The organism is Geomonas silvestris, from assembly GCF_014193515.1.
Classification (GTDB): domain Bacteria; phylum Desulfobacterota; class Desulfuromonadia; order Geobacterales; family Geobacteraceae; genus Geomonas; species Geomonas silvestris.
The window spans coordinates 214,190-237,655 of record NZ_BLXX01000001.1; the positions used below are offsets into that span (position 1 = coordinate 214,190).

Here is a 23,466-nt window from a genome sequence, read left to right on the forward strand (position 1 = left end):
GATCTTTGCAGATCATATCCGTCAGCCAACAACAGCCGGTTCGAGTCGTTCAACGTAGAACTTAGAACGTAGCACCTAGAACCGCAGTCATTTGTTCCTGCGATAGATGATGCGCAGCCCCTCCAGGGTGAGGAACTCGTCCACGCTCTCGATGGTGGTCGATTCCGGGGCAATCAGCGAGGCAAGTCCGCCGGTCGCGATGACCTTGGGGCTTTCCTTCCCCTCACCTTTCATGCGCTGCACGATACCGTCCACCAGGCCCACGTAGCCGAAGAAGATACCGGCCTGCATCGAGTTCACCGTGTTCTTGGCGATGATGCTGGCGGGACGGGCTATTTCCACCCGCGGGAGCTTGCTCGCCTTCTGGAAAAGCGCCTCCATGGAGATCATGAGCCCCGGGGCGATGGCGCCGCCGCAGTACTCCCCCTTCTTGTTGACGTAGTCGAAGGTGGTGGCGGTGCCGAAGTCGACGATGATGAGGGCGGTCTTGTACTTCTCGTACCCGGCGATGGCGTTGACGATGCGGTCGGCCCCCACCTCCTTCGGGTTGTCGTAGTGGATCGGCATCCCGGTCTTGATCCCCGGGCCCACCACGTACGGGGTGATCTCGAAGTACTGGCGGGACAGCTTCTCGAGGACCCCGGTGAGGGTCGGGACCACCGAGGAGATGATGATGTCCTTCACGTCCGAGAAGCCGATCCCGGCGAGCCTGAAAAGGTCGTGGAACAGGATGCCGTACTCGTCGGCAGTCTTGAACTTGTCGGTAGATACGCGCCAGTCCTTGACCAGACGTTCTTCGTGGTAGATACCCAGTACGATATTGCTGTTTCCAACGTCGATGACCAGCAGCAAAACAAAACCCTCCAAACAGGGATATATAGGACACAAAAAAACGGGAACGATCTTTAACAGGGATGAATGGGATGAAACCTGAACCTTTGGAAACGAAAATCGCAACTTTGAGCTTAAAGCTTAAGTCTCAGTCTAAGCCTTAGAAACTCTCACGGCTTTTTGTTTCCATCCCGTGTATCCCATTCATCCTTGTTACTTTGGTTTTCAAGGTGTGGGGTTTATGCATCCCCGTCCAGCAGTGCGACGTCGCCTGAAAGCACGGTTTCCAGCGCCCCCTGATCGGACTGGACCAGCAGCGCCCCGAAGGCATCCACCCCCTGCACGGTTCCCCGGAACTCGCCGTTTCCGGTATTCACCTTGACCCGCCGCCCGCCGATCGCCGAGCGCTCCAGCCACTCGGCACGGATCGGGGCTTCTCCCTCGATGAGGAACCGGTCGTAGAGGCCGTCCAACTCCTCGAGGAGGGTGCGGGCGAACGCGATCCGGCGCACCGGGGTGCCGGAGGCCTCGAGAAGGGACGTGGCGGGGTGGCGCAGGGTGCTCCCCAGCTGCTCCAGGCGCATGTTCAGGTTCACCCCGATCCCCAGCACCACGAAGTTCACCTTCTCGGTCTCGGCGTTCATCTCGTTTAAAAGCCCCGCAACCTTCTTCCCGGCAACCAGGATGTCGTTGGGCCACTTGATCTGCGGAATGAGCGTCGTCTCGCGCTCGATGGTACGGGCCACGGCGACCACGGACAGAAAGGTAAGCTGGCAGGCGGCAACCGGAGAGATCGGGGGACGCAACACCACCGAACAGTACAGGTTCACCCCGGGGGGCGAGAGCCAGATGCGCCCCAGCCTCCCCTTCCCGGCCGACTGGGTGTCGGCGATCACCACGGTCCCCTCGACGGCACCCTCCTCGGCCATCTTGAAGGCGACGGCGTTGGTGGAGTCGGTCTCCTTGAGGCAGACCACCCGGCCGCCGACCCGCCTGGTGGCAAGGCCGCGGGTCAACTCCGCCGGGGTGATCAGGTCGGGCGCGGTCACCAGCCGGTACCCCTTGGCCGGCACCGATTCGATCCGGTACCCCTGGCCGCGCAGCCCCTTGATGTGCTTCCAGACGGCGGTCCGCGACACCCCGAGTTCCCGGCTCAGGGCCTCGCCCGAGGCGAACCCGTCACCGGCGCGCATGATCTCCAGGATCTTCGCGTCGACGCTCTCCTCTAGCAACACTCCTCCATCAGCATGGAGATGTCGGCGGCCCTGACCGAGTGGGTGAGCGCGCCGACCGAGATGATATCGACCCCGGTAAGGGCGATGGCGCGGATGGTCTTCAGGCTCACCCCGCCCGAAGCCTCGACCAGTGCGCGCTTGGCGATCAGCGCCACCGCCTCGCCCATCTGCTCGAGTGTCATGTTGTCCAGCATGATGATGTCGGCTCCAGCCTCGAGGGCCTGACGCACCTCGTCAAGCGTCTCGGTCTCCACCTCGATCTTCAGGGTGTGCGGGATAAAGGCGCGCGCCCGGCGCACCGCCTCGGCGATCCCGCCGGCCGCGGCGATGTGGTTCTCCTTGATGAGCACCCCGTCGTAGAGGCCGGTGCGGTGGTTGGTTCCGCCGCCCACCCGGACCGAGTACTTCTCCAGTACCCTTAAGCCGGGGGTCGTCTTGCGGGTGTCCACCACCCGGGCGCCGGTCCCCTCCAGCTCCTTCACGAAGGCCGCGGTCTGGGTGGCGATACCGCACATGCGCTGCAAGAGGTTCAACGAGACCCGCTCGGCCTGCAAAAGCGCGGCGGCGTCACCCTCGATGCGGGCGATCACCGTACCCGGCTCGACCCGGGCGCCGTCTTCGAACGAGGCCTGAAACGTTACGGTGGGATCCAGCCGGGCGAAGACGCGCGCGGCTACTGAGAGGCCGGAAAGAACCAGCGGTTCCTTGGCAACCAGACGGGCCCGCATGCGGCGGGCCTGGGGGAGCATGGCTTGGGTGGTGATGTCGCCTGTGTGAATGTCCTCGGCGAGTGCTACTTCAATTATCCTGTCAATTCCGTTCATGTATTTGGGCGTCTCCCTCGTCTAAAGCGGCAGTTTTTTATAGCACAGCTTAACCAAGCCCGCAACCGCTAATAGAGTCGGGCAAGCCGCTACTGACGCAGCTCTGAGGGCACCCCGGCCTGGGTTGCCTGACGATCGAGATCGGCCAACTGTTTCTGCAATTCGGCGATGCGCAGCTCGTCGGCGGAAACCTCGGCCTGCATGCTGTTCACCGCCAACCGGTCCTGAACCCGGGTGTAGATAATGCGCTTGCGCCGTAGTTCGGCGAGCTTGTTCTGTTTTTCGGCAAGCCCGCTCTCCAGGGCCTTGAGTTCCCCCCGCAGCATCGCGAAGCTGTCGCGCCACCAGCCGGCAGGTTTCCCGGCGTAGCTGGACGGCTGCCCCCCGGGGGCGGGAGCGGCCTGCAGGGGGCGCATGACAGGCCGAGCCGGGGGCGCCCCTTTCGTTGCGGCCGGCTCATCGGCAATGTCGAGTTCCTTCGCGTGGGGGCGGTACTTGGCGGGGATGTGCTCGGGGTTGTCGGTGAAATGGGTGACTCCCTGGGCATCGACCCAGGTGTAGAAGGCGGCCTGGGCTCCCAAAGTCGCAAAGCCCCACAGTAACAACATAACGACGAAGATACGTTTCATGTCACCCTCCAAGATGCAGCAGTTAAAGAAAAAACAGGCTAAACATGAAAAACGATAAAGACTTTTAAATTGACGCTGCTGTGATCCGTGTGTATATTATGGCGGCTTCTGCCCGGGTCGGCAAAGCAAAATATTACTATCAACGTCAGAAGGAGTGTACCATGCAGTTTCGCCTTTCCGTTCTAACGCTGTTCATTCTTTGTGCTTTGCCGCTTTCTGGCTGGGCCCTTGAGACGAAAGATATCAAGTTCCCGATCAAAAACGCCGATCCGGTCACCTTCAGCCACGACGTTCATCTCAAAGCCTACAACAACAACTGCAAGATCTGTCACAACGCCATCTTCAATCTGAAGGACAAGCACCACTACACCATGGCCGAGATGGAGAAGACCAAATCCTGCGGCGCCTGCCACACCGGCGTCAAGGCCTTCAGCGTGGCTGATGCCAAGAGCTGCAACCGCTGCCACAAAGGAAAGCCGCGCAACATCGCCTACAAGGTAAAAGGTGCCGGCGAGATCGTGTTCAACCACGCAAACCACCTGGGCAAGCTCAACAACGACTGCAAGGCCTGCCACAGCAAGATCATCACCGGCAAGGACGGCCGTGTCACCATGGCCCAGATGGAGAAAGGCAAGACCTGCGGCGCCTGCCACAACGGCAAGCGGGCCTTCACCGTCGCCGGCAACTGCGGCAACTGCCACAAAGGGATGAAGCCGCACGACATCGCCTTCAAGATGAAGGGCATAAACCAGGCGGTGTTCAGCCACGACGTCCATACCTCCGCCTACAGCTGCAAAGAGTGCCACACCAAGGTCTTCGCGTTCAAGGCCGGTGCGAAGCACTACACCATGGCGGAGATGGAGAAAGGGAAGTCCTGCGGGACCTGCCACAACGGCAAGGATGCCTTCTCGGTGGCGGGCGACTGCAACAAGTGCCACAAAGGGTTCAAGCCAGGCGCCATGATCTTCAAAACCGACAGCGGCGACGCCAAGTTCAGCCACGACTTCCACCTGGAAGCCTACAAGTGCGCCGACTGCCACACCAAGCTCTTCCCCTACAAGCACGGCGTGAAACACTTCACCATGGGCGACATGGAGCACGGCAAGTCCTGCGGTGCCTGCCACAACGGCAAAGACGCCTTCAGCGCCGCAGGCGACTGCGAGAAGTGCCACAAGATGTAACCTGAGCGAATCAGGTTGGTTCGACACCAAGAAGCGGGGCCCCCAGGGGCCCCGCTTCTTTCGTTTCTGCCCCTCCCCCGCACCGCCGGCCGCTCGCTGGCCTGTTCCCCCAGGCGCGCGTATACTTGAGCAGGTCTCTCACGTCCGGGGGCCCCCAAGCGCGCGGTCGCCCTCGAAGCCGTCCCCGGAATCCCGGGAGGTGAGCCCATGGCAGAACTCTACATCGGATGCAGCGGCTTTAGCTACCGCCACTGGCGCGGCACCTTCTACCCGGAGTCGCTGCCGACCAAAAACTGGTACGCCCACTACCGCAGCGTCTTCTCCACGGTCGAGCTCAACGTCACCTTCTACCGCACCCCGCGCCAGGAGACCTTCGACACGTGGTACGCCGAAAGCGAACCCGGGTTCAGCTTCGCCGTCAAGGGGAGCCGGTACCTAACCCACCTGAAAAGGCTCGTCGATACCGGAAACTCGCTGGAACGCTTCTTCACCCCGGTTTTGCACTTAAAAGAAAAACTGAAGATGGTATTGTGGCAGCTGCCGCCGGACTTCAGGTGCGAGCCGGAGAGATTGCGGGAGTTTCTCGGCGAGCTCGCCAACTACCCGGTACGTAACGTCTTCGAATTCCGCAACGAGAGCTGGCTTAAGCCCGAGATCGTGGCGCTGTGCCGGGAACACCGGGTGGGGCTCTGCATGGCGGACCACCCGCCCTTTCTCGATGCGCCGCCGGTTACTGCGGACTTCGTGTACCTGCGCCGGCACGGCGCCCAGGGAAACTACCTCGGCGAGTACTCTCAGGAGGAGGTGGCACGGGACGCGCAGCGCATCCGACGCTACCTGGCCGACCGACGGGACGTCTTCATCTACTACAACAACGATGCCGGCGGCGCCGCGCCGCGCAACGCCCTGCAACTGCGCTCCCTGCTAGCAGGCGCCTCCCCGTAGACCGGCCGCCGCTTAAGGGGCGCCTGGACTTTCGCAGAGATAGCTGACGGGCTTTCCCGCCGGGAGCTCTGCGCACAGCCTCGCAAGCTCCCCTCCCGGTGCAGCATAGGCCACCACCACGGCGTCGGCCAGAGCCACAACGTGACGGTTTCTCTGGCGGCACTTGTCCCGGCAGGCGTGGGTCACGCTCGCGGCATAACGGGTCAGCACGAGCAGTTCCCCGCGCTCCAAGGCGCGTTCCAGCCCGGGTGCCAAGGCGAGGGGGAGCCCGCGGGCCAGCACCAAAACCAGAGGGTGCCCGGCCTCGAGCAACCAGCCGAGCAGGGTCCTCTCCAAGGGGGTCTGGAACCCGGAGATGACACAGCCCCCACCCCCACAGCACCTCTCAAACCACCCCCGCGCCAGCACGGTCAGCCCGGCGGGGGCGTCGTGCGAGGCAAAAAAGGCCGTCTTGTGCAGCTGCAACAGGCCACGGTTTCCCAACGTCCCTCCAAAGCTTCCCTGCTTCATGGTTCTCCCCCTTGCCTGCGGTCCCCTGTCCCGTGTCCGAGCTTCAGTGTACCAGAGGACTCCGCCGGGAACGCCCTACCCGCCGGCGGGAGGGGTCCTGCTCCTTTTGAGACAGCTGCTTTTTTTGAGCACCTGAAAAAACCGCGGAAATGCCATGAGTTAGCGGCCTTCAGGGAGGGTCGGCCGTCGCCGAACAGACACCCCTCCCGCCGTTGGAGTACAGGCAGACGAAAATTAAAGTCCCGTAGTTTCAGCCCATTAGGAACCGACCGGCCAATGGCACGCTTGTTGTAGTTTGAGCAGCGTGCCCGTTTCCCGCCGGTCCTCGACCCTGACGCCCCATCCCCCCGGCACCACGAGCAGTGTAAGGAATTTCGACAGCGCAGCAAAGGCCCTCAAGAACGTCTCCAGAGGCCTCTCACCAACCGCTCACGCCAAAATCCAAGCATTTCCTAATTCTAATTACTTTAATTAGATACTGCGCATCGTTGCATCCTGAATTTACCTACTCCCTGTTTTTTACCTCTACTTTCCCGGCGTGACCCTTTGTAAAGAAAATCGACAATTCGTAAGAGTCCTCCCACCAATCTTTTCAGACAGAGCAGTCCTCCCCCTAGAAGCCCCTCCACTAACTTGCTGATTCTTCGCAGGAAAACTTCCAGAGAACGGCACCAGTACGGCCTAGGCGGCCAGACCCACTGTCGGAGAAATTGACACCCCCCCCGGTACGGATGCCCAGTGCGCCCTCCCGGACACCATTCCTTACATTTAACCCAATACAATTAAAAGAACTTTTACACTTGGCACCGAACTTGCTCGGGTTTGGCAACTTCTACTCGTTCTCGGATCGATTGGTATTCACAGTTCTCGGCATCTATTCGATCTCTGCAGTACTTACCCGGTCCTGTTGTCACCGGCAGGAACTACATCTAAAACAGGAGGCAAAAATGAAGAAGACCACCGGAACCGTTTTAGCGCTGTTAACACTGATCTGTGCACTATGGGTCGCACCGGCCTTGGCGACCAACTACACCATCACAGGTTACACCGCCTCGCTCCTGGTCACTGACCCGGTAACCGGCGCCGTGCTCGGCGGCGATACCGGCCTAAACGGCTACTACAGCCTCGATCTCACCGGCAACAACAACACCAGCCTCTCCGCCTCCCTCACCCTGTTCGCCGCCAACGGCGACGGCAGCCGGAACTTGGTGAACCCGGCCGTCCTTTACAGCTCCGCGCTGATCGACAAGTTCTACTTCAACCTGACCGGCAGCAACTTCACCCTGGGGAGCAATCTCACCGGCGACATGCTGCAGCTCTCCTTCGCAGCGCTCCCCGCTGACCCGAACTACCCCGGCGTCGTGGCGTCCAACGCGCTTCCGGTGGCGAACGGGAACGTCTACGTGAACCAACTCTACATCGACAGCAACGGCCAGCCGGTCAGCTACGGTCCCGACGGCCTCCCCACCTCCCCGACCACCGTCTACGGCAGCATCCTTGTTCCGGATATCTTCGCCACCGATATCCTCGGCAATCTCATCGACTTCCCGGTGGAAGACGCGGCGGCCCCGGTTCCCGAGCCGTCCACCTTCCTGCTCCTCGGCCTGGGCCTCGCCGGCCTCGGCTACCTGCGGCGCCGCACCGCCTAGGGCAGATGCAGCTCTTAACTCACGACACCAACGTTCCATCCGCTACGGGCACCGCCCGAAAAGGAGCCGTACATGAAAGATATATCCAGGAGAAAGTTCCTGCAGATTTCGGCACTGACCGCCGGCGCCAGCATGCTCCCCATGCCGCTCAAGTGGCTGGGGAGCTCCCCGGCGCAGGCCTTCTCGCAAAGCCTGCCGCTGCTTAAGAAAACGGCCTATCCGCTGCGCGGTCTGGCCTTCTCGGGTCCGGTCCTGGGCGCCATCCCGCCCAGCGCCTTCTACGCCAACGACCCCAGCGGGATCCCGGTATTGACCGGCACCCCCGACCCGTACTTCGCCAACACCCTTAAGTACGACATCTCGGTAGGCGAGTACACCGACCAGCTGCACCCGGGCATGGGGCCCACCACCCTGTACGGCTACCACGACACCAACAACCCGACGGCCAAGAAGCACCTGGGCGGCCTCATCATCGCGGCTCGCGGCACCGCTTCGCGCCTGCGCTTCACCAACCAGCTCCCCGCGACCCACATCATCCCGGTCGACACCTCGGTCCCGGGGGCCATCCAGCGCCAGGACCGCACCGCGACCCACCTGCACGGCGGGTTCATCCCCTGGGTGAGCGACGGCGGGCCGTTCGACTGGTTCTCGCCGGCCGGCACCAGCACCGGCAGCACCGGCAGGGGGACCGCCTACGCCGGGATGAGCTTCCAAAACGGCAGGGGCGGGTTCATCGACGCCCTGACCGGCAACGCCATGGCCGCGGGGCAGGCCGACTACTACTACCCCAACGACCAGAGCACCCGGCTCATGTGGTACCATGACCACGCCTGGGGTATCACCCGCATCAACGCCTATGCCGGTATCGCCACCGGCTACCTCTGCCTCGACCTCGCCCAGGAGGCCCCCTTCGCAGCGGGCGGCGTGCTCGACATTCTGACCGGCACCACGGGCAACGCCAACGGCCCCAAGTTCGGCCAGGTCCCCCAGCTCACCGAGCTCATCCCGCTGGTGTTCCAGGACAAGATCTTCGTCACCCCCACGACCTTGGCCTCGGACCCCACCTGGGCCAGCGCGGCACCGGCACGGGTGCAGGGCGACGGCAGCCTCTGGTACGCCCACGTCTACGAGCCCAACCGCTGGCGCATCAAGACCGGCCGCGGCTTCAAGACCCCGCCCAACCCCTCCTGCATCCCCGAGTTCTTTGGTGACACCATGCTCTGCAACGGGACCGTGGCGCCGGTAGCCCAAGTCCAGGCGAGGCGTTTCCGCTTCGTCCTGCTCAACGCCTGCAACGCCCGTTTCTTGAACATCAACATGCTGCAGGTGAACCCTGGTTGCGAAGTCAGCACCGACCCGCTGACCGGCCTGCCCAACGGCCAGTTCGACTACCAGAACAACGTCGCCGTGCCGGCCCTCCCCAGCGTCGGGCCGCAGATCATCCAGCTCGGCTGCGAAGGGGGCTACCTGCAGGCCCCCGTGGTCTTCCCGGCTACGGCACCGACCCCGACCACCGGCAACATCGTCCCCTTCAACCCGGTAACCTTCTCCGGGAACCTGATCATCGGCTGCGCCGAGCGTGCCGACTTCATCATCGACTTCTCGGGGTACCCGGTGGGGAGCGAGTTCGTGTTCTACAACGACGCCGCAGGCCCTTACCCCTTGGGCGATCCGCGCAACGACTACTATGCCGGCAACCCCAGCACCCCGAGTGCGCAAGCGGGGTCGACCATCGACACCCGCAACATCCTGCGCTTCAAGATCATCGCCGGCGGCGCCACCGACCCGCAGCCCGCGGCCTCCGCGATCCAGCTGCCGCCCCTCGACCCGCCGCCCCTGGCGACCGCCACCACCCCGGGCGCACCGCTCACCGTTCCGGCCGGCGCCTTCATGCGCGACCTCACCCTGAACGAAGACTTCGACGCCTGGGGCCGCCTGCGCCAGGTGCTCGGCACCACCAAGAAGTCGCTGGTCGGCTCGGGCTTCGGCCTCGAGTACCTCGCACCTGCCACCGAGATTATCCCCCAGGGGGCGACCGAGGTCTGGCGCATTTTCAACCTGACCGGCGACACGCACCCGATCCACTTCCACCTGCAGACCGGCCAGATCATCTCGCGCCAGCCCTTCCAGGTGGTGAACGGCCTGTTCGTTCCGACCGGCGTGGCGCGCGGACCCGAGCCGAACGAGATGGGGTGGAAAGAGACCGCCAAGATGAACCCGGGCGAGGTCATCACCATGGTCTTCAAGTGGGACATGGCCGCCGTCCCCTTCGACGTCCCCTACTCCGACCGCCAGATGGGCGCCCTCGGGGCCGCCATCGCCCAGGCCAACGAGTTCGTATGGCACTGCCACATCCTCGAGCACGAAGAGCACGACATGATGCGCCCCATGGTCGTCACCGGGAAGAACCCGCAGCGGCCTAACATCGTGCCGACCGGCGGCACCCTCCCCAAGGCAGCGCAACTCTTCACGGTCACCCTGCCTGCCGGCCACAGCTTCAGCGTGACCCCGGGTACCGGCGCCCCGGCGCCGGCCACCCAGAACGCCACCTCCTTCACGGTGGACTTCACGGCGGCCAGCGGCACCTTCAGCTACACCGTCACGGACCTGGCCAACGGCCTCAGCTCTTCGGTTACCGTAACCGTGTAGGCACGCTTCATAATCCGATCGGCACGTTAAACCCCGGCGCTTCCCGCGCCGGGGTTTCTTTTGCGCCTGAATCCTTCATGAGAGGCTGCGGCACCACCCGATCCCAAACCGGCTGAAATGGTTGACCTTTTTTGCAACAGCGCTAAAAAAAGAGCAGCCCCGAAAATTACCCCGCCGCACGCGGTTTTCCGCGCCGAACCGGTTTGGCCGTTGCCTATCCGGAGCACCCCTTTTCCCAGCGTTCCCGGCGTCCTCCTGCCTGCGAAGCGGCACCAAGAGACCTTTTTGATCCTGTTTCTCGCTTTTGGCACATTTCCTGTACTTACGGCGGCAGACTCCGACCCCGCACGCCCCGCGGCGCCGGGATCAGGGAGCCCCTGCTGCACCTGTAGCCATTTCATGCCATCAAAAGGAGAACCGCCATGATCAAGGAGATGTCGCGCAGGAGATTCTTGCAGATAACCGCCCTGGCTGCCGGAGGGACCCTGCTCCCGCTGCGCTGGATCGGTTCGACCCAAGCCCAGGCCTTCGCCCAGAGCCTCCCCCTGCTGAAAAAGGATGCAACGCCGTTTCGCGGCCTCGCCTTCTCGGGGCCGGTATTGGGGAGCATCCCGCAAAGCGCGTTCTACGCGAACGATCCCAACGGGATTCCGGTCCTCTCCGGAACCCCGGACCCGTACTTCGCCAACACCATGAAGTACGACATCACCCTCGAGGAGTTCCAGGACCAGCTGCACCCCAAGATGGGGCCCACCACCCTGTGGGGCTACCGCGACAGCAACAACCCGGCCGCGAGAAAGCACCTGGGGGGGATCATCATCGCGGCGCGCGGGACCGCCTCGAGGCTGCGCTTCACCAACAACCTCCCGGCCCAGCACATCATCCCGGTCGACACCACCATCCCCGGCGCGAACCAGGCCCAAAACCGCACCGCAACCCACCTGCACGGCGGATTCATCCCCTGGGTGAGCGACGGCGGCCCCTTCGACTGGTTCACCCCGAGCGGGACCAGCGCGCTCAGGGGGACCGGAGCCGCCGGCCTTGGCTTCCAAAACGGCCAGGGGGGCTTCCTCGACGCCCTGACCGGCAACACCATGCAGCCGGGGCAGGCCGACTACTACTACACCAACGACCAGAGTACCCGCCTCATGTGGTACCACGACCACGCCTGGGGGATCACCCGGATCAACGCCTACGCAGGGGTCGCCACCGGCTACCTCTGCCTGGACCTGGCCCAGGAGGCCCCTTTTGCCGCAGGCCCGGTGCTCGACCTGGTCACCGGCAGTACCGGCAACGCCAACGGCCCGAAGTTCGGCCAGCTCCCCCAGCTCACCGAGCTCATACCGCTGGTCTTCCAGGACAAGATCTTCGTCAACGCCGGCACCACCGCGACCGACCCGACCTGGACCAGCGCGGCGCCCACCAAGAGCTGGGCCGACGGGAGCCTTTGGTACGCCCACGTCTACGACCCGAAACTCTACCGGCTGAAAAACGGCCGCGGCTTTCTGGCCCCCCCCAACCCCTCCTGCGTTCCGGAGTTCTTCGGGGACACCATGCTCTGCAACGGGACCGTGGCCCCGGTGGTGCCGGTCCAGGCGCGCCGCTTCCGCTTCATGATGCTGAACGCCTGCAACGCGCGGTTCCTGAACCTGAACCTTTTGCAGGTGAACCCGGGGTGCGAGGTGGCCACCAACCCGAAGAGCGGCCTCCCCTCCGGGCAGTTCGACTACCTGAACAACGTCGCGGTGGCGACGCTCCCGGTACCGGGTCCCAAGATCATCCAGATCGGCACCGAAGGGGGCTACCTCCCGCAACCGGTGGTCTTCCCGGCTACCCCCCCAACCGCTGCCACCGGGAACATCGTCCCCTTCAACCCGGCCACCTTCGCCGGCAACCTGGTCCTTGGCTGCGCCGAGCGCGCCGACTGCATCATCGACTTCTCCGGCTACCCGGTGGGGAGCGAGTTCGTGTTCTACAGCGACTCCCCGGGCCCCTACCCGGTCGGCGCCCCGACCAACGACTACTACGCCGGCAACGGCGCCACCCCGGCGGCGGTCGCCGGGTCCACCGTGGACACCAGGAACGTCCTGCGCTTTAGGATCGTGGCAGCCGGCGCCGCCGACCCGCAGCCCCCGGCGGCCTCGGTCCAGCTCCCCCCCATGGACCCGCCCCCCCTGGCGGCCGGCACCGGCGGGGTGACCCCGCTCAGCGTCCCGGCGGGCGCGGTGGTCCGCAACCTCACCTTGAACGAGGACTTCGACCTCTACGGGCGGCTGCGCCAGATGCTGGGAACCACCGCCATGGGGCTCGTCAACAAGCAGTTCGGCATGGAGTACCTGGCCCCGGCCACCGAGGTGATCGCCCAGGGGAGCACCGAGGTCTGGCGCATCTTCAACACCACCGCGGACACCCACCCGATCCACTTTCACCTGCAGAATTGCCAGGTGGTGTCCCGCCAGCCCTTCAAGCTCATAAGCGGCACCTTCACCCCGACCGGCGCGCCCCGCGGCCCGGAACCCAACGAACTGGGGTGGAAGGAGACCGTGCGGATGAACCCGGGCGAGGTGACCACGGTGATCTTCAAGTGGGACATGGCGGCCGTCCCCTTCGACGTCCCCTTCTCGGACCGTCCGATGGGGAGCGCCGCCGCTCCGATCATCGCCCAGGCCAACGAGTTCGTCTGGCATTGCCACATCCTCGAGCACGAGGAGCACGACATGATGCGCCCGTTGGTCATAACCGGAAAGAACCCGCAGCGCCCCAACGTGGTCCCCACCGGCGGCACGGTTCCCAAGGCGGTGCAGCTTTTCAGCGTGACCCTCCCTGCCGGGTCCGCCGGCTTCACGGTCACCCCGGGCGCTGGCGCCCCGGCACCGATCGGCTACAGTGCGAACAGCTTCAGCGTCGACTTCAGCGCCGCCGCCGGAACCTTCAGCTACACCGTCACGGACACCACGACCGGGCTCACTTCCTCGGTCACCATAACAGCTTAATGAGCATTGGCGGCGGGCGCCCGGCGCCCCCCGCGCCCCTTGGTTGGGTCTGTTGGCCCCGGTGCTCCTGCATCGGGGCCCCTTTTCCTGGATTCCCGCACACTAAGCTTGACAAATGTGAATGAAAACAATATTGTTTTCATTAGCCCAATCTACCCCACGTATAGCTCAGCCTCGGAGATGCCATGACACGAAAATCGACCAAAAACGTGCTCAAGAAGGTCTTTGACAGCCTCGACTGGCCCATCCTGGAAAGCGGGACGGACATGCCGATGATCCGCATCCTGTCCGATCACAAGAACAAGTCGCACTTCAAGTACGTCCCGGCCAAGGAGCAGAACAAAAGCAGCGATCTCGACCACCTGCACGAACTGGGGCACGCCACCTTCTGCGAAAAGATCCATCCGGTGTTCGCCACCAACAGCCAGTTCCCTGCCATGGCGAACAAGAAGCAGTTCCTGCCGATGCTCCCCGCCCTGAGCACGGCCAGCGACTGGTTCGTCTGCCACTGGCAGCAGGAGCTCCTCCCCGAGGAGATGTGCGGGGTGATCCGGGAGAGCATGCCGCTTGTAGAGGAGATCCTCGGCAAGGAGGAGCTCCCCCCCATCGAGATCATCCTGGACGCCTCGCTTTTGATCGCGCAGGCCAAGCGCTACCTCAACGAACCGATCGACTGCGGCGGTCCGCTCAAGGACCTGGTGGACGCCTTCCTTTCCGTCCCCCCCGAGGCCCCCTCGGCCGAGAACCTCACCATCCTGATCAACAAGCTGATGGCGACCTACAGCGAGGAGCGGGTGTGCCTGGTGCCGGAGGCTGACGCGCTGGTCTGGAACATCGAGAAGCTCGAGGCCGCTGCACCGGCGGGTCAGGTGTCATGAGCCGGCTGCTGGCCGTGGCCGCGCTGCTCGTCCTGGTCGCCGCGTCCTTTCTGGCCGGCGCCTGGGTGAGCCATCGCGCAGCCCCCCAGGCCGGGGCCGCCGCGGGTCGCAAGGTCCTCTACTGGGTCGACCCGATGCACCCCTCCTACACCTCGGACAAGCCGGGGATAGCACCCGACTGCGGCATGCCGCTCGAGCCGGTCTACGCCGACGGCAAGCCCGGCGGCGGAGGGAAGCAAGCGCTGCCGCCGGGGACCGTGCAGGTCTCGGCCGGCCAGCAGCAGCTTATCGGGGTGAAGCTCGGGACGGTGGAGCGCAGCGGAGCGAACCAGACCCTGAGGCTCGCCGGCCGGGTGGTGCCTGACGAGCGGCGCACCTACGTGATCAACGCGACCATCGACGGCTGGATCACCGGGGTGGGGGGCAACACCACCGGCTCCATCGTGAAAAAGGACGAGGTTTTGGCCACCTTCTACAGCTCCGAGTTCCTCTCGGCCGGCCAGGCGCTCATCTACGCCCTCACCTCCATGGACCGCTCCATGGGGACCAGCGCCGCCACCCAGGCCCAGAAGGACCAGATGCAGCAGTTCAACGTAAGTCTCAAGCAGTACCGCGATGCCCTGCGCAACCTGGGGATGGGCGATGTCCAGATCCAGCGCATGATAAAGACCCGCAAGTACATGGAGAACGTGGACATCGCCTCGCCGGGGAGCGGCGTGGTGCTGGTCCGCAACGTCTCCCCCGGCCAGCGCTTCGAGCGCGGCAAGGAGCTCTACCGGATTGCGGACCTCTCCCGGATCTGGGTGCTCGTCGACACCTACGGCGCCGAGGCGGACCAGATGAAGCCCGGCAGCACGCTGAAGGTCTCCCTCCCCAACCGCAACCTGAACTTCACCGGGAAGGTCTCCGCCACCCCCCCCGTTTTCGATCCCGCCAGCCGCACCCTGAAGGTCCGCGTCGAGGTCGACAACCCGCGCTACCTGTTGCGTCCCGACATGTTCGTGGACGTCGAGCTCCCCAACCGGTTCCCCAACCTCCTGGCAGTCCCCGCCGAGGCCCTTCTCGACTCCGGGCTCAAGAAGGTGGTCTACGTGGAGCGGGCTCCCGGCCAGTTCGAGCCGCGCGAGGTGGAGACCGGGAGGAGCTTCGGCGGGCGCGTGGAGATCATCTCCGGCCTCAAGGAAGGGGAGCGCATCGCGCTTTCCGGCACCTTCCTGCTCGACTCCGAGAGCCGGATGAAGACCGCGGCGGCCGGCATCGCGACGGTGGCGCACCAGGACCCGGTCTGCGGCATGTACGTCGACGAGGCGAAGGCGACGGCCGCCGGCCACCTGGCCCAGCGCGCGGGGGTCACCTACTACTTCTGCTCCGACGACTGCATGAACAAGTTCCTGAAAAACCCGGCCGGGAAAACGCTCCCCAGGCAGCCCATGGCCGCGCCCCCCGGCGCGGTAACGGATAAGCCGGGCGCCCAGGCCAAGGAGCACAAGGAGCACCCGACGGCCCCGAAGGGGCGCGAACCGGAGCACCAGGGTCACCAGATGAGTGATGATATGGGCCGCACCATGGGCCATGACATGGGGCAGATGGACCACAAGCCATGATAGACAGGGTCATCGAATTCTCGGCGCACAACCGCTTCCTGGTCCTCATCGTGGCGGCCGTCCTGGCCGTATGCGGCTGGTGGTCCCTGAAGCACCTCCCCCTGGACGCCATTCCCGATCTCTCCGACACCCAGGTGATCATCTACTCGCGCTGGGACCGCAGCCCGGACCTCATCGAGGACCAGGTCACCAACCCGATCGTCTCCTCGATGCTGGGCGCCCCGAAGGTGAAGACGGTGCGCGGCTTCTCCGACTTCGGCTACTCCTTCGTCTACGTGATCTTCGAGGAGGGGACCGACATCTACTGGGCCCGATCCCGGACGCTCGAGTACCTCTCCGCGGTGCAGCAGCGCCTCCCCCAGGGGGTGCGCACCGAACTCGGCCCCGACGCCACGGGGCTTGGCTGGGTGTTCCAGTACGCCCTGGTCGACACTACCGGGAGCCGCAGCCTGGCCGAGATCCGCTCCTACCAGGACTGGTACCTGCGCTACTACCTGAAGTCGGTCCCCGGCGTCGCCGAGGTGGCGCCGGTCGGTGGCTTCGTGCGCCAGTACCAGGTGAACGTCGACCCGAACCGGCTCCAGTCCTACCGGCTTTCCATCAACAAGGTGGTCGAGGCGGTGCGCGGCGGCAACGCCGAAAGCGGCGGGCGCTTGGTCGAGTTCGGCGGCACCGAGTACATGGTGCGCGGCCGCGGCTACGCGAAGAGCCTGGAGGACTTCGGCAACATCGTCGTCTCCGTGAACGAGGAGAGCGGCTCGCCCATCCGGGTCAAGGACGTAGGGACGGTGACCCTGGGACCCGACCTGCGCCGCGGCGTCGCCGACCTAAACGGCACCGGCGACGCGGTCTCCGGGATCGTGGTGATGCGCGAAGGGAGCAACGCCCTCGAGGTGATCAACCGGGTCAAGGCGAAGCTGAAAGAGATCGAACCGGGGCTGCCGCACGGGCTCAAGGTGGTCCCCGTCTACGACCGCTCCGACCTGATCCTCAGGGCGATCGACACCCTCAAGGGGACGCTGGTCGAGGTGATCCTCACCGTGATGCTGGTGATCGTGGTCTTTTTGTGGCACCCCCCTAGTGCGATCATCCCCGCCCTCACCATCCCCTGCGCCGTGCTGATCTCCTTCATCCCGCTTAGGATGATGGGGGTGAACGCCAACATCATGTCGCTTGGGGGGATCGCCATCGCGATCGGTGCGCTGGTCGATGCCGCCATCGTCGTCGTGGAGCAGACCCACAAGAAGCTCGAGGCCTGGGAGGCCGGCGGGCGGGTGGGGGACCAGCGGGCCATCGTGCTTGCCGCGCTGAAAGAGGTAGGCGGCCCGAGCTTCTTCGCCCTCCTGGTGATCGCGGTCGCCTTCCTCCCGGTCTTCGCCCTGGAGGCCCAGGAGGGGCGCCTCTTCAAGCCGCTCGCCTACACGAAGACCCTCGCCATGGCGGCCGCGGCCTTTCTGACCATCACCCTCGACCCGGCGCTGCGCGTCCTTTTGACCACCACGCGGCACTTCTCCTTCCGTCCGCGCCCCTTGAGCCGGCTCTTGAACGCAGTCACCGCCGCCCCCTTCAAGGACGAGCACCAACACCCCGTGAGCCGCACCCTGATCCGGGTCTACGAGCCGGTGGTGCGCTGGGTCCTGAACCAGAAGCAGCTCGTCCTGGGGACCGCCCTGCTCCTCGTGCTCCTCACCGTGCCGCTCGCGCTCAAGCTGGGGAGCGAGTTCATGCCCCCCTTGGACGAGGGGAGCCTCCTCTACATGCCGACCACCATGCCCGGCATCTCCGTGGGGGAGGCCCAGAAACTCCTGCAGGTGACCGACCGGATCATCAAGGGTTTTCCCGAGGTGGACCAGGTGCTCGGCAAGGCGGGCCGCGCCGAGACCCCGACCGACCCCGCTCCGCTCTCGATGCTGGAAACGGTGATCATCCTGAAGCCGCGCGACCAGTGGCGGCCGGTCGAAACCTGGTACTCCGGGTGGGCGCCCGAGCCGCTCAAGAGGCTCTTGCGCCGCATCACCCCGGACCGGTTCTCCCAGGAGGAGCTGGTGGACCAGTTGAACCAGGCCCTGAAGATCCCCGGCGTCTCCAACGCCTGGACCATGCCGATCAAGGGGCGCATCGACATGCTGACCACCGGCATCCGCACCACCCTCGGGCTCAAGATCAGCGGTGCGAACCTGGTGGAGATGGAGCAGATCGGCGGCCAGGTGGAAGCGGCGCTCAGGCCGATCAAGGGTACCCGCAGCGTCTTTTCCGAAAGGACCGGCGGCGGCTACTTCCTGGACATCACCTGGAACCGGGAGGAACTGGCGCGCTACGGGCTTAGTATCGACGAGGCGCAGTCCGTGCTGCAGAGCGCCATCGGCGGGGACAACGTGACCACCTCGATCCAGGGGCGCGAGCGCTACCCGGTGAACGTGCGCTACCAGCGCGACTTCCGCACCGACCTCCCGGCGCTGCGCCGGGTCCTCGTACCGGTGGCCGGCGGCACCCGCCAGGTCCCCCTGGGAGAGCTCGCCGAGGTGAGCGTGGCAAGCGGCCCCTCCATGATCCGCAACGAGGACGGCCTTTTGACCGGCTACGTCTACGTCGACCTGCAGGGGCGCGACCCCCAGGGGTACATCGACGAGGCGGCACCGCTTTTGCGCAAGCAGGTGGAGCTCCCGCCGGGCTACGCCCTCTCCTGGAGCGGGCAGTACGAGGCGATGCAGCGCGTGAAGGAGCGGCTCGCCATGGTGGTCCCCGTGACGCTCTTGCTCATCATGGGGCTTTTGTACCTGAACACGAAGAGCCTGGTGAAGACCTCCCTCATCCTGTTGGCGGTCCCCTTCTCAGCGGTGGGCGCCGTCGTGCTCCTGTGGCTTTTGGGTTACCACCTGAGCGTCGGCGTCTGGGTGGGGCTCATCGCACTTTTGGGGGTCGATGCCGAGACCGGGGTATTCATGCTCCTCTACCTCGACCTTGCCTACCAGGAGGCCAAGAAGGCAGGGCGGCTGAACAGCCTGGCCGAGCTGCACGAGGCGATCGTCGAGGGGGCCGCCAAGAGGATCCGGCCCAAGTTCATGACCACCTCCACCATGTTCCTGGGGCTGTTGCCGGTCATGTGGGCGACCGGAAGCGGGGCCGACGTGATGAAACACATTGCGGCCCCCATGATCGGCGGCATCTTCACCTCGTTTTTGCTGGAGCTCTTGGTCTACCCGGCACTCTACGAGATCTGGAAGTGGCACTTCGAGCTTAAGGGTGCCGTCGCCAAGGCGACCCCGGCGGCAGAGGCGCTCAGCGCAGACGACCTGGTACTGGCTGCCATTGTCGGCCAGCCGCAACCTTCCGGAGGCAAGGATCCCGTAGGAGATTGAAAAGAAGAGTCGAGCATGAGGAATGAGTCATGGAATGGAAACGCTTAAGAAGCCTCGGATGTCTGTCACGCGGCCGACGCCTCGGCGCTGCCGCCCTGTCACTGTTTGCCTTCCTGGTTCTTGCCGGAACGCTCTCCCCTGCGGCCAGCGCCCGGACCCCGTTGCGGGTAGGCGATCCCCCGCCGGCGGTGAGCCTCCCCGACCTTGCGGGACACTCCCTGCGCATCCCCGATGACGTGCGGGGCAAAGTTGTGGTGATCCACTTCTGGGCGGCAGGTTGCAGCTCCTGCAAAGAGGAGATGCCGGCCTTGGAGGGGTTGTACCGGAAATTTCAAAACCGGGGGCTGGCGGTTCTGGCGATCAACGTGGGGCAACCCCGCGCTGCGGTTAAGAGCTATCTCCAAGGTTTGGGGGTAAGCTACCCGATCTACCTGGACCAGGATGCCCGTGCGGCGCGCGAATACGAGGTAGTCGGCGTCCCGAAGACCGTGATTTTGGATCGCAGCGGGGTGGTGCGCTACAAGATCCTGGGAAGCGCCACCGCCGCCTCCCTCACGAAGCTGGTGACGAGCCTTATGTAGCAAAAAAACCATGTTTGCCACGGAGGCACGGAGAGCACGGAGAAAACCTAATCTCCCACCAGGTTCGGCCTTTTGCGGTAACGCTCAAGGCCGAACCGGTTTTGAGGTGTTTAGTTTGTACCCGATTTGCCCCTTTCTCCGTGTTCTCCGTGCCTGCGTGGCGAAATAAAAAAAGGCGTCTGCAACCATCACGGTGCAGACGCCTTTGCAATTCGGCAACTGTTTCGATGCGTGGGACCCCGGACCGGGGTGCTCCACTTTTTATCAGGCGCCCTTCCCTGCCGCCTGTTTCTCGCACTGCTGGACCACTTCCTTGAGCCAGGCGATCTCCTCGGGGATGAACGGCTTGGCAAACTCGGTGTCCACGTTGAGCGCCCAGTGCAACGGATCTGCACTGGTGGCAGCCAGGACGTGCCCCGGCACCTCCACGTAGGTTGCCTCCTTCTTCGCCCAATCGTTCAGACGCTCCTGGGTGTCGAACAGCATGAGGTAGTCCTTCCCCTCGTACTCGAGGATAAGCGGCGCTACCCGCCCCTCACCCTCCTGGGCCGCAGCCTGCGTGGGATCCTGATCGTCCTCCCAGGTCGGCACAAAGAAGGTCGTGTTGAGGAAAAGGTCATAGTACTTGGATTGGCACTTGGGGTCGTCCATATTCTGGCGCAGTTCAACCAGCGCCTCATCGAGTTGGGTCATGGGATTCCTTTCTTAAGCTTTGGCCTTTCAAGGAAAGGGAAAAGGTGGCGTGGCGCTCGGCAAAGGTGCCAAACGGCCTTAGGTCGGTTCCACGTTCTACTACGAGAGAACCGGGGAAAGGCCGGGCGGCGCGTCGAACTCCCCCGGCAGGGTCCCTGGCACGGTAGCGGTATACGGCATTTTTGTCAAGCAAATCCCGGTGATTGCGCGGTTTGCCCCTCCTCGCGGGCCAACACGGTCACCAGCTTACGGTAGCCGTCCTTCATGACCACGCGGGCCAGGGCAAGCGCCAGCGGGTTGATCTTGCAGTAGGCCGGCAGGGTCAAAAGCTTGCACCCCTTCTTCGACTTGGAGTTGTCCAGGGTCGGGACCCCGCTGGGGAGTCCTGCGAAGAAATAGCGGGCCTCGGTCTGCGCGGCGCCCTGGCGCAGTTCATGGGTGATGAAGTCCACCACGTTGAGCTTCAGGCTCACGTCGTCCGAGAACAGGTTGTCGCCGAAGACGACGTCCTCCACCTGGTAGGAGGTCTCTACCGCACACAGCCTCCCCTCCAGGTAGATCCCCAGCTTGCAGATCTTCGGAAAGCGGTACAGGTTCTCGGCCCAGCTCCGGAAATTCTCCTTGACGATCCGCTCCTTCTTGTACCAGTACCCGGTGCGCCGGTAGAAAACCTGGTACACCCGGTAGCCCGCCTCCACGAACTCCTCGAGATCGACGATCGGCCGTGCAGTGAAGCGGGAAAGGCTGTTGCGGGTGATCTTGCGCCGGCGGGAGCTCAGGGTGTCGAGGGAGTAGTTTTGGAGGTCGTCGTGGACGTGAAAGTTCATGGTGGCGGCGCTGGAGGTCTCCGGGGGTACCAGGTGCATCACCCCACCAAGGAGCGCCTTGGCGGGGTAGCGCCGGCTCCAGGGACTGATCTCGCGAAACAGGAAAAGGGGCAGGAAGAAGCAGGGGCGAGGCTCCATCCACCAGATGCCATCGACCTTCACCAGCTTGAGCCCCTCGCGCAGCCGGTAGCCGGCGTACTCATCCACGGTCATGGGTTCCCAATGCATAGCCCCTCCGTTTATTGGTTTTTTTAAACCTTTGAAGTATACTGGGGCCGCAATTCCTGTCCACCTAGGCGGCCAGGCTGGGGGCGATCGCACCACGAAGGCCACCGGGGAAATCGGCGACATGATCGAGGAAACCCTGAGCGAGACCGAGGAAGGGGGCTTGAAGGGGCAACATCGTCCGAAAAGTAGTAATGAGAAAGCACAAGTAGACCAGCCTGGACGAGAAAAGCCCTACCATTGGCGATAGGGCTTTTCCTTTTTGTGACGGCTTGTTGTCTAGAACTTCTTCGGGAACTGCTTGGAAAGACCGCCGGCCAGGGCATCGGCAATCATGTACATGTGGTCTTTCATCATCTCCCAGGTCTCGGCCTCAGCGGCGTAGTCCTTGGTCGCGAAGGCATCTATCTGCTGCATGTGATGAGCGCCGTGGGCAAAAAGAAGGCCAACCAGCGTATCCTTGGGCCAGTTCTTCGGGTTGGCCTGGTTCAGCAAGGTCGCGATCTCCGTGGCGTTCTCCTTGATCTTGGCGACCGCGGCGTCCTTCCCTGCCTGGTTCCCGGCGTAGGACGCCGTCATGTACTCTTTGATGGCGCCGTAGTGGCCTGCCAAAAGCCCGAACAGCTTGTCGGCAGCCGGTTTGCCGTAGAAGGGAAGGACGGCATCGGCGATACTCCGGGCGTTTTTGACCACGTTCTCCTCGGCGACCTTGGCGGCAGCCGTGTCACCCGCCTTGGTAGCGTACGCCACGTTGCGCACCCAGAAGATATGCCCCGTCCATAAATCGCGCAGCGCCATTTTGGTTGCCACGAGCGTGGGAGACTCAGCCGCTCCCTGCCCCTTGGCGAGCGCCGGCGACACCGCCATGAGCAGCAGCGCCGACAGCATCAGGATAGTTTTAAAAGCATGCCGTAACATGGTTATTCCTCCTCTGTACCAATGCCGGGGCAGTGTCAGCCCCCGGCATTTCTGTCTTCGGTCGGGCGCCTCACTCGGGGCGCCCTACCCTGCCAGCCAGTTCCAGCCGCTGCAGCACCCGGTAGACGATACGGTCGCACTTGACGCCGTCGAAGGAGAAGGCATCCCCTGCCGTCGAATCGAACAATCCCAGGAGTTGCTGCTGCAGGATCTTCTTGGCCCGGTGGTACCGGGTCTTTACCGTATTAAGTTCCACCCCCAGGCACTCGGCCGTCTCCGCCAGCGACATCTCCTCGACGCCGCACATGATGAAAGCCATGCGGTAGGCCTCCGGAAGCGCGTCAATGGCGTTTTCCAGGATCCTGCGCATCTCTCCCCGGGCGGCGAGCAGCTCAGGGCTGGGTGGCGTGAAAGAAAGTTCAGCCATATAATTCGCCTCCTCGCTGCGAGTCGGGTCGTCGAAGGAAACACTCTCTCCGGAGCCGGCAGCTACGCGGCGCAGGCGCCCCAGCGCCTCGTGCACCGTGATCCTGGCGAGCCAGGCCGACAGCGGTCCCCTCCCCTGGTACTCGCCGAGCTTTTGGTAGGCGTGAACATAGGCGTCCTGTACCGCATCCTCTGCATCAGGGTCGTTTTGCAGAAGGCCGCGGGCGATGCGGTACAGGCGCCGGTTGTTCCTGCGCATGATCAGCTCGAAGCGGCGTGGATCTTCCTCCAGTACCTGCCGGACGATCTCCGCATCCGAAATTGCTGCTGTGTCGAAACCGCCGTTCCCCGTCATGGGCCTAACCTCCAAACTTTTTAACCCTCTCACTACCATAGATGCGGCAAAACAGGAAAAGGTTCCCGCCGCTGCAAAATTTTTTAGCCGGAAATTCCGGCAAGAGTGGACATGGTTACCATCAACCACTGCCGGCAGCCCAACGTCCCCCACT

Annotated in this window: 18 protein-coding genes; 9 read left to right on the forward strand and 9 right to left on the reverse strand. The window is 63.8% G+C overall.

Features of this window, described 5'->3' with window-relative positions; genetic code table 11:
- Positions 1 to 87: 87 nt before the first annotated feature.
- The 4 genes from GMST_RS00885 to GMST_RS00900 all read right to left on the reverse strand — a co-directional run bounded on the left by GMST_RS00885 (position 88) and on the right by GMST_RS00900 (position 3,519).
- On the reverse strand, positions 88 to 852 hold the full coding sequence (locus GMST_RS00885; RefSeq protein ID WP_183352715.1) for a type III pantothenate kinase: 765 nt from the start codon (positions 850 to 852) through the stop codon (positions 88 to 90).
- 218 nt (positions 853 to 1,070) lie between these two features.
- On the reverse strand, positions 1,071 to 2,063 hold the full coding sequence (locus GMST_RS00890) for a biotin--[acetyl-CoA-carboxylase] ligase (protein ID WP_246399151.1): 993 nt from the start codon (positions 2,061 to 2,063) through the stop codon (positions 1,071 to 1,073).
- Entirely contained in the window at positions 2,057 to 2,890 is an 834-nt protein-coding gene (nadC, locus tag GMST_RS00895) for a carboxylating nicotinate-nucleotide diphosphorylase (RefSeq protein ID WP_183352716.1), read from the reverse strand. The genes GMST_RS00890 and nadC overlap by 7 nt, the downstream gene beginning before the upstream one ends.
- Positions 2,891 to 2,979: 89 nt before the next feature.
- Positions 2,980 to 3,519, reverse strand: coding sequence for a DUF4124 domain-containing protein (locus GMST_RS00900; protein WP_183352717.1), 540 nt, complete (start codon positions 3,517 to 3,519; stop codon positions 2,980 to 2,982).
- A 161-nt stretch (positions 3,520 to 3,680) separates the two neighbouring features.
- Here GMST_RS00900 and GMST_RS00905 point away from each other — a divergent pair, with 161 nt between their 5' ends.
- The gene (locus GMST_RS00905) at positions 3,681 to 4,700 is read left to right on the forward strand and encodes a cytochrome c3 family protein (RefSeq protein ID WP_183352718.1); all 1,020 of its coding nucleotides are present in this window, start codon (positions 3,681 to 3,683) and stop codon (positions 4,698 to 4,700) included.
- Positions 4,701 to 4,907: 207 nt separating this feature from the next.
- Positions 4,908 to 5,645 carry a DUF72 domain-containing protein gene (locus tag GMST_RS00910; protein ID WP_183352719.1) on the forward strand — a complete coding sequence of 246 codons (738 nt, stop codon included), beginning with the start codon at positions 4,908 to 4,910 and terminating at the stop codon, positions 5,643 to 5,645.
- Between the two features lie 12 nt (positions 5,646 to 5,657).
- On the opposite strand, the gene GMST_RS00915 is transcribed toward GMST_RS00910, so the two are convergent.
- A complete protein-coding gene (locus GMST_RS00915; RefSeq protein ID WP_183352720.1) occupies positions 5,658 to 6,155 on the reverse strand; it encodes an SMF family protein in 498 nt (165 codons plus the stop codon).
- Between the two features lie 947 nt (positions 6,156 to 7,102).
- On the opposite strand from GMST_RS00915, the gene GMST_RS22115 reads away from it, so the two are divergent.
- The 7 genes from GMST_RS22115 to GMST_RS00950 all read left to right on the forward strand — a co-directional run bounded on the left by GMST_RS22115 (position 7,103) and on the right by GMST_RS00950 (position 19,868).
- Positions 7,103 to 7,804 carry a PEP-CTERM sorting domain-containing protein gene (locus tag GMST_RS22115; protein WP_246399152.1) on the forward strand — a complete coding sequence of 234 codons (702 nt, stop codon included), beginning with the start codon at positions 7,103 to 7,105 and terminating at the stop codon, positions 7,802 to 7,804.
- 72 nt (positions 7,805 to 7,876) lie between these two features.
- Positions 7,877 to 10,453 (forward strand): multicopper oxidase family protein, encoded by a 2,577-nt coding sequence (locus GMST_RS00925; protein WP_183352721.1) that lies wholly within the window; start codon positions 7,877 to 7,879, stop codon positions 10,451 to 10,453.
- 422 nt (positions 10,454 to 10,875) lie between these two features.
- A complete protein-coding gene (locus tag GMST_RS00930; RefSeq protein WP_183352722.1) occupies positions 10,876 to 13,446 on the forward strand; it encodes a multicopper oxidase family protein in 2,571 nt (856 codons plus the stop codon).
- A 185-nt stretch (positions 13,447 to 13,631) separates the two neighbouring features.
- Entirely contained in the window at positions 13,632 to 14,324 is a 693-nt protein-coding gene (locus GMST_RS00935) for a hypothetical protein (protein ID WP_183352723.1), read from the forward strand.
- Positions 14,321 to 15,928, forward strand: a complete 1,608-nt coding sequence (locus tag GMST_RS00940) for an efflux RND transporter periplasmic adaptor subunit (RefSeq protein ID WP_183352724.1) — start codon at positions 14,321 to 14,323, stop codon at positions 15,926 to 15,928. The genes GMST_RS00935 and GMST_RS00940 overlap by 4 nt, the downstream gene beginning before the upstream one ends.
- Complete coding sequence (locus GMST_RS00945) at positions 15,925 to 19,287, forward strand: efflux RND transporter permease subunit (protein ID WP_183352725.1); 3,363 nt, start codon at positions 15,925 to 15,927, stop codon at positions 19,285 to 19,287. Before GMST_RS00940 ends, GMST_RS00945 begins: the two co-directional genes overlap by 4 nt.
- Positions 19,288 to 19,316: 29 nt before the next feature.
- Entirely contained in the window at positions 19,317 to 19,868 is a 552-nt protein-coding gene (locus GMST_RS00950) for a TlpA family protein disulfide reductase (protein ID WP_183352726.1), read from the forward strand.
- A 264-nt stretch (positions 19,869 to 20,132) separates the two neighbouring features.
- Here the strand turns inward: GMST_RS00950 and GMST_RS00955 are convergent, their stop codons facing one another.
- The 4 genes from GMST_RS00955 to GMST_RS00970 all read right to left on the reverse strand — a co-directional run bounded on the left by GMST_RS00955 (position 20,133) and on the right by GMST_RS00970 (position 23,312).
- A complete protein-coding gene (locus GMST_RS00955) occupies positions 20,133 to 20,561 on the reverse strand; it encodes an SseB family protein (protein WP_183352727.1) in 429 nt (142 codons plus the stop codon).
- Positions 20,562 to 20,746: 185 nt separating this feature from the next.
- Entirely contained in the window at positions 20,747 to 21,616 is an 870-nt protein-coding gene (locus GMST_RS00960) for a hypothetical protein (RefSeq protein ID WP_183352728.1), read from the reverse strand.
- 276 nt (positions 21,617 to 21,892) lie between these two features.
- Complete coding sequence (locus tag GMST_RS00965; protein WP_183352729.1) at positions 21,893 to 22,531, reverse strand: hypothetical protein; 639 nt, start codon at positions 22,529 to 22,531, stop codon at positions 21,893 to 21,895.
- A gap of 70 nt (positions 22,532 to 22,601) precedes the next feature.
- Positions 22,602 to 23,312: an RNA polymerase sigma factor gene (locus GMST_RS00970; protein WP_183352730.1), complete on the reverse strand. Its 711-nt coding sequence runs from the start codon at positions 23,310 to 23,312 to the stop codon at positions 22,602 to 22,604.
- Positions 23,313 to 23,466: the final 154 nt, after the last annotated feature.